The following is a 7,217-nucleotide window of genomic DNA, read 5'->3' as shown; positions in this document are numbered from 1 at the left end:
TTGATTGAGTATCCCTGATTGCCATACCCAAGATCTCAAAATGTCTGTATGTCGCTCAAAGGTGGGCTAGATCTGTAACCCTGAAATGAACAGTGCCCTCACAGCAAAGCGAGATGCCAAAGCTGCGAAGCGCTTTCAACCTTCTCGTCAACACGATGTATGCTGAATCCAGGCGCCACTCTTTGTCGTCCTTAGAGCCATGCAATCCTGCGAGAACCTAGAGCAATAAACAAGATAGTCAACTATTTCCCTTAGTGCTCTTTCTATCCGTGCTCTATTGACTCAAGCTTAGATAGCGAGGATTAACGATGAACGTTGTGATTATTGGAGCAGGGCCTGCTGGACTGTTGCTAGCCCATCGCCTTCTGGCTCGCTCATCACACTACCAAGTCTTTATCTATGAGCAACGCAGTGATCCAAGAAAATTAAGATCCGATCAACGAGCCTTTGTCCTTAGCCTCACTGAACGTGGACAAACAGACCTCAAGGCAATTGATGGTTTGTGGTCTGCGGTTGAGCAGCGGGGGGTCGCCATTCGTAAAACGGGAGTCTACAGTAAGAAACGGCAACAATGGCAGGTCTTTGAACGTAGTTCCGGTGTAGAAAAATATAGCCTACTGATTAATCGCAACCATCTCTGCTCAGCTCTTTTGGATGAATTAGAGAAACGAAAGTATCCTGGCCTGCATCTTAACTTTGACACTGCTTGTGCAAAGGTCGATCTCAAAGCCCATCAAGTGACGTTGGCTGCCAAAGATGGCCAGTCTATGGAACAACCTTATGATCTATTGGTGGGGGCAGATGGAATTCATTCTGTGGTCAAAGCCGCTCTCTTGAAACAACCTGGCTTTGATTTTCAACAGTCTTATTTTGATAAGGTCTGGAAAGCTTTGCACCTGCCACAACCTCAGGCGTTTGCGGCTGACACTTCTTATTTCTTTCGCGTGACATCTCCAGCTACAGATGCGAAGGCTCTCCCGATTCAAATCTCAGGCGCGGCAATTCCAGAGCTGGATGATCAATTCTGTCTGTTGATATTTTGGGGGCAAGCCCCTGATCAGGCCCAGAACAATCCTCCAGGCATCGAAACTCCCACTGACTTGCAAAAGATGATCTTTGAACAATGGTTGCCGGGGCTACAAGTGAGTGATGCAGCTGCTCAAGCGTTTTGCGAACGACGTCCCTCCAGTATTCTAGAAACGCACTGTGATCGCTACCATGATCAGACTGGACAAGCGGTTCTAGTGGGAGATGCGGCCCATGCTATGTCCTCCTTCCTTGCTCAGGGGTGTCAGGCTGCTTTTGCCGATGTTGTGGCTTTGGATCGGTGCTTGCAAGCTTCTGAAGATCAGCTCCAGGACGCCCTGCCCCAGTATTCAGCTCTCCAGGTGAAAGAAGGGCATGCGATTACTGAGCTAAATATCCTCCTAAGGCCACAGGCTAAATGGGTCTCCAGCCTATTCAGCGTAGCCATGATGATGCAGGGCAAACTCAACCAGCGATTTCCCAACCGGTTCAGCCCCACGCCTTCGACGCTGCTATCGAAAACCTCCATGCCCTATGCAGAAATTTGCGATCGCTTTAAGTCCTGGTTCTCTCTGATTCGCTGGTCTAATCAAAGAATGTTGGCCAAGCAAAAATCAGCTCAATCAAAATCAGTTGCCACAAACAGCTGAATGCTCATAGAACAATAGGCTTACGGCATAAAGCTCTATCTTATATCTCTAATTTTTCGGAGTTCCCACCTTTTGTGACTACTATTCCACATAAAGGTATACCGAGACTGACATTGAAGTTGATAAATTTTCTGTGAAGTCTGATTATTTATTTTGGTCTCCACCTTAAGGAAGGGATATTCTCTACATCTAACCGTATGAACCTGACCTTTCGCTATCTCCTCTTTTTTCCATGCCTGGCGGTCTTTTCCTAGAAAATACTGAATATTAGTGTTATTGTGAGTGCCACTTAAAACCTCGATATAGGATTGGGTTGGAGGGGCAGCTTCGTATAAAAAGTCTTGTTTTACAGAAGAGCTTTCGGATGCCTCAGAAGGGCTTTCAGCTTCTTTAGGTGCAGGAAGACTGTTAGGCTCTGCAAGAGGAGTTTTAGGGGCTATAGGAGGGCTTTCTGATGAACCTTTAGGGTTGATTCTGTTCGTACTTGTGGGCAGATGATTAGGCTCTTCCACAGTTTTAAATAAGTCTTTATTGTTGTTGCTGTCAGCACTTGTAGGCGGATTGTCCTGCTTCTCTACAGACTCAAACAAGTCTTCATTATTGTGTTGGTTAATATTTTCTTGCGGATAATCTCTACGCTCTGCAGATGTTTGAGAAATGAGAATATTATCTCCTTGGACTAGAGTCGTAGGAGTGAGTATTGTGGCAGAACCTTTGGGTATGCTCTCTCTCGTATTTTTATTACTCTCCCGAGAGTATACAGTTTGTTCGCAGATTGCTGTAATCAGACAAAAGATAAAAATTATTCTAGATAGATGATTCGTCATGGGTTTCATTTTTGCTTCTCTCCCCCTTCTTTACCTAGAAGGTATCCAACAATAGCGCCATATAAACCAAAAGCTGGCGCGACTTGTTCCGTACTGAGTCCAGCTGTGATGATAAAAAGTCCTGCCAGAACAATAATGGTGGTTACAATGACCAGCAATATCATTCTGGGTTCATCAGAGCTATTCCGTAGTAAATAGACTTCTGATGCAATCACTAATATTCCAAAGATCAAAACTGCAATGGATAGGAAGTATTCTCGGTCAGATAGCAGAGGTACGATACCTCCTATTTCTGGAGGCTGCTCTATAGGCGGTTCATTTTGAGCTAGAACACCAAACCAAGCGGAATGAGCATATAGTGCAAGGAATAAGCTGAGCAACACTAGATGAATTCGCTGAAGATACTTTCTTTCTCTCATATATAGTGAGCTAAAATTTCAGGCTATTTGAATTGAATTTGTAGCTCTAATAACATATCACTAAAGATTAGATTTTTTATGCAGATTAACGCCGACTTATGAAATTCTTCTCTAAAAGTGTAGTTATTATGCCTCTTTTAAAGCGATCAATATAAAGCCTAAAGCCTTGGGACACTTAGATCAGGAGAAGATGATAAACAATGCCTCTTCATTCCTCCTTGAAGATTTCGGTATAAACTGAGTTTTGATGAAGGACTTTATCTGCTTTGCTAGCTCTGCGAAATAGCTTAAACTAACATTGAGGTGCTTCTAGTACTCACATGCCATTGGTATAATCACCTTTGACAACTAACTGCAATTGACGTCTAAAAATCGCTGGTCATACTGTGAGACAGTCTGGGGAGAAGGGATAATCCCCCTGTAGCCAACGGATAATTTCTTGCGAGTATTCAGTTGCCATCAACTGGTATTTTGTGATTAACTCCCCTTTGTGTTCTGGACTGAGCTGCTCCAAGCCCTGATCTTGAAATAAACTAAGATCGTTCATGAGCATATCTGCTAAGTCTTGACTGCATAGAGACTTTGCTGCTTCTCGTAATGCTTGTTGTGGACAATATTGGGCTTGTTGTTGATAACTTAAATGCAGCGTTTTTAAAGGGATTTGAGAGAGATAGGGCTGATTCATAGGATTGGCCGCATGTCCAGAGATCCATTCCGCCATCTGATAAGGCCGATTTTCGAAGGCGCGGAGATGCAGATGGTTGCACATGTTGGCACTGTCATTAACCGGATAGTTGTCCCAAATAAAAGGTTTTCGCCCCAGCTTTTGACTGACCTCTTGCAAATGTTCAAGGGGATAGCTGCTTGAGCAAATCTCTGGTCCTGTCCAGAAGATATGTACCTGTGGATCAATCGATTTTCCTAAGGTTTCTAGATAGTGAGGAGGGCGTTGCCCAAATAATTGATCCAGAACCTGACTGCTGCTGTAGTAGGTCGGGCACATGATAAAGGTCTGGGCTGTACTCAGCTCAGTAATCCGGTGTGTAATTTCCGCTTGCACTGGGGCGATGCGATCGCAATCTCCCCGCATATCATCAAATAAAATAGCGAGAATATCTGGCTGGAATTGGTTGAGATATCGAATTTTAGCGGTTAGCTGCTGAATCGTCTGTTGATCGTAATGGAAGAAGATTTCAAATAGGTTAATGCCGATGCCCCAGGCCAAACCCACTTGACGATACCGCTCACCTAACCTTTTCAATTCTGCGAATGTTGCTTCAGGCCAAAGCTCCTGCCAACGGATTCGCAAATAAGGATCTGCTTTGGGAGCATAGATATAAAACTGAAATCCATTCGCTTTCAGGAAGTTGGCGTAATCTAGACGAGCTTGCCAGGTCCAAGGTTGACCAAAAAAGCCTTCAATGACGCCATATCCCCACTGTTGATCTACATTCATGGCTTCTGAACATTATGTGCCAACTAACTTATCACTTCATTAACTAAGATGTTGCACCAAGGGGCCTGACTATAAGAAAAGGACGTGCAGTCATATCCAAAAGCAAGCATGCCAAAACACATCCTTGCCCACGCCCAAGGGCTAGTCTACACCTTGCTCCATCTGATGCCGAGCCCCTATCAACAAGAGACCTTACAAGCCTTATTGGAGTTATTTTTAGAAGCAACAGGTCAATCTTTACCCGCTCATAGCAAAGTTAAATCCGCCAGTACCATCAGTCGATTTCTCAATCAGTATCAATGGCCCACCCGTCAAGTGATTCGTGCGGTGCGTCAAGCGGCCATTGAGCGACTATTGAAGGTCAGGATGCCAGGACGTCAGCCCTACTTACAAGTGATCCTAGACTTAACCACTCTAGAGAAGACAGGCAAGTTCAAAGCCATGCCAGGTTTGATCCGGGTGTATCACGGCAAACGAGGACTGCATCTAGTAGTGATGTATTTAGTTGTGGGGAAATGGCGTTTGCCTTGGAACTTTAGGGTCTATCGAGGTAAAGGCACTCCCTCTCCTGCTCAATTGGGACTGCTGTTCGCTCATTGGGCTTATCTGACCACTGCCATGTTAGGGGTACCGGAATGGGGGCAAGCTGCTCGATTGGCGATGGAGTTGTGGTTCCCCATCTACTGGTGATGATGTTGATAGCGGATGTCGAACAACTCAGACCTCGCATGCAGCAACTGGGGCTGGACCTCCAATTATCTTGGTGCAAGATATGAGTTATAGAAGGCTCCAGAATCCGTTAGAGCGAGAAATATTTTACGGAAAGCAAGTAGTCTGAGAAATATTGTCAAATGCTGCTGAATCTTCCAACATTGTCACAGAATTCAAAAGTTGAACTGGGGCATTTTTGTTATTCACCGATAGATTATCTCGATCTCCGACCTGAAATAGCGCTTGGGCAGGAAATCCAAAACTAGTAGTTGACAATCGAATCCCTTCAAGAACGGTGTTGCCTGACACAACAACACAAGTCTTATTGGTAAGATCGTTAGCCGTTACCGCAATACCAGCAGCATCTGGAGAGGGTGTAGTGTTGTTATCAGTGAGGGAATTGTTAGTAATATCGGCAGCTTGGGTAGCAAGGTCAGACGAGTTTAAATTAATCCCTCGTCCACCGTTGTTAGAAATGAGATTGTTACTGATACCAAACGAGCCATTATCTTCATCAGTAATAAACTCCTGGAATGAGGTTTGGCGAGCTTCAGCAACAATGCCTGCACCGGTATTACTACGAATCACATTGCTGTCAATGACGGCTTCTTGAAAGACCGTTTCGTTAGCCTCAATATCGATGCCAGCACCGTTATTACTTTGAATCACATTATTACGAATAAAAACCTCTTGAAATGCAGTGGAAGAACCTCCTGGAGTTCCACCATCAATTTCAATACCTGGACCACCATTGTTGCTAACCGTACTGTTAGTGATACTAACCTCCTGAGCGCCCAAGTTTGCTGCTCTAACTAGCAATCCCTGATCAGCATTATTGCTGATCGTGTTATTGATAGGCACATCTCCACTAGTGCCAATACTGGTATTCTCAGAACGACTTGGGCCAATATCAACAATCTGACTGGGGACCTGAGTCGTTGCAGCATCCCCGATCGCTGCAATTTCTATCCCCACACGATTATTATTGGCCTGATATCCAGCAATCACCACGTCACTGGCACTCAAAGTTGTTGTATTTTGGATGAAAAATCCTTGACCAGAGTCAGGCGCAGCTCCCTGTGAGCCAGTCACAACATTATCAAACATCACAATTTCTCCCCCAACATCGTCCAGGAAAATGCCTCGCTCCCCGGAATTAGTAATAATGTTATTGCGCAGCTCTACCTGGCGAATATTGGAGCCTATAATGCCGTTTCCTGCAGCAGCATCCACCCTAAAGCCAGCGAGCACTGTGCGATTGCCTAGTGTCACTAGATCAGGCCCACCACCAGTAATTTGCGGAAAATTTCCATCACCTGAGGAGGGTAATTCCACTAAAATACCATTCTCAAATGTTGCTGATGAGTCAAAAGAAAGGCGAACAGTTGCCCTGGGAAAGGTAGAGAATGGCATTCCAGCCAAAATCTGTCTAGGACCTTGAGATAATACCTGCACTCGATCTGGAATTCTAAAGGCTGGAATAGGGATGTCTGTTTCCCCATCAACGTAGACGATATCATTGCCATCTCGACGGGTTGCATCCAATGCAGCTTGAACCGTTCCAAAGGGATTTTCAAATGTCCCATCCCCTCCGGCTTTGCCGAGTGTGACATGTTGAAAGAAGTAGGGCTGCTCTTCTTCGGGATTCATTAAAAACCCCGATGATTGCTCGCTCAAAAATTCCACTTCTTGTTGGTGATCGATCGTGATACTATCCGTTCGGGTCCATGAGTCTCGTAAACGAGCGATGACTCTTTCGGTTTTCGTCAGTGCTTTCCGTGGGCGTATACCAGGTAGTCTAGCTTTGAGGGAAAAGACAACGTTAGTCCCAAATAAGTCATCATCTTGTACCGCGAGTCCCAAGCCAAAATTTTCTGTGGGTTCAGCCTGTAATCGCAGCCGCCAGCCAACAGTACCGGGGCTACCAGGAGCATCGTAAAAATACAATCCTCCGAAAGCTCGTAGATTCCCCCTGCCCCATTGTGCTAACTTAGCCCCTGCCTCCAGATCAACTCCGGCCATGGCAGCCTCAAATTGGCGAATGCTTTGGCGCTCCCTAAACGTATCCAATACCAGGAAATGATCTTGGAAGCGAGTTGACACTTGTACACCCGTATCAAATGTGTTT

5 protein-coding genes and 1 pseudogene are annotated in these 7,217 nt (G+C 45.2%); 2 read left to right on the top strand and 4 right to left on the bottom strand.

Features of this window, described 5'->3' with window-relative positions; genetic code table 11:
- Positions 1 to 308 precede the first annotated feature (308 nt).
- Positions 309 to 1,676 carry an NAD(P)/FAD-dependent oxidoreductase gene (locus tag Q0986_RS16860; protein ID WP_299413072.1) on the top strand — a complete coding sequence of 456 codons (1,368 nt, stop codon included), beginning with the start codon at positions 309 to 311 and terminating at the stop codon, positions 1,674 to 1,676.
- 35 nt (positions 1,677 to 1,711) lie between these two features.
- On the opposite strand, the gene Q0986_RS16855 is transcribed toward Q0986_RS16860, so the two are convergent.
- The 3 genes from Q0986_RS16855 to Q0986_RS16845 form a co-directional block, all read right to left on the bottom strand.
- Positions 1,712 to 2,503, bottom strand: a complete 792-nt coding sequence (locus Q0986_RS16855) for a hypothetical protein (RefSeq protein ID WP_299413071.1) — start codon at positions 2,501 to 2,503, stop codon at positions 1,712 to 1,714.
- A gap of 5 nt (positions 2,504 to 2,508) precedes the next feature.
- On the bottom strand, positions 2,509 to 2,922 hold the full coding sequence (locus Q0986_RS16850) for a hypothetical protein (protein WP_299413068.1): 414 nt from the start codon (positions 2,920 to 2,922) through the stop codon (positions 2,509 to 2,511).
- A 379-nt stretch (positions 2,923 to 3,301) separates the two neighbouring features.
- Positions 3,302 to 4,378 (bottom strand): beta-N-acetylglucosaminidase domain-containing protein, encoded by a 1,077-nt coding sequence (locus Q0986_RS16845; RefSeq protein WP_299413065.1) that lies wholly within the window; start codon positions 4,376 to 4,378, stop codon positions 3,302 to 3,304.
- 84 nt (positions 4,379 to 4,462) lie between these two features.
- Here Q0986_RS16845 and Q0986_RS16840 point away from each other — a divergent pair.
- Positions 4,463 to 5,156: pseudogene (locus tag Q0986_RS16840) on the top strand (IS701 family transposase); the annotation flags it as partial.
- A gap of 38 nt (positions 5,157 to 5,194) precedes the next feature.
- On the opposite strand, the gene Q0986_RS16835 reads toward Q0986_RS16840, so the two are convergent.
- The coding region (locus tag Q0986_RS16835) for a right-handed parallel beta-helix repeat-containing protein (RefSeq protein ID WP_299413063.1) at positions 5,195 to 7,217 on the bottom strand (2,023 nt) is incomplete at its 5' end.

Source organism: Acaryochloris sp. IP29b_bin.148, assembly GCF_028285565.1.
GTDB lineage: Bacteria > Cyanobacteriota > Cyanobacteriia > Thermosynechococcales > Thermosynechococcaceae > Acaryochloris.
This window is presented reverse-complemented; position numbering and strand designations above follow the sequence as displayed.

Bases quoted from the DNA above. Each gene is read 5' to 3' on its own strand.
- Q0986_RS16860 (WP_299413072.1), top strand. From the start codon at position 309: ATGAACGTTGTGATTATTGGAGCAGGGCCTGCTGGACTGTTGCTAGCC.
- Q0986_RS16855 (WP_299413071.1), bottom strand. From the start codon at position 2,503: ATGACGAATCATCTATCTAGAATAATTTTTATCTTTTGTCTGATTACA.
- Q0986_RS16850 (WP_299413068.1), bottom strand. From the start codon at position 2,922: ATGAGAGAAAGAAAGTATCTTCAGCGAATTCATCTAGTGTTGCTCAGC.
- Q0986_RS16845 (WP_299413065.1), bottom strand. From the start codon at position 4,378: ATGAATGTAGATCAACAGTGGGGATATGGCGTCATTGAAGGCTTTTTT.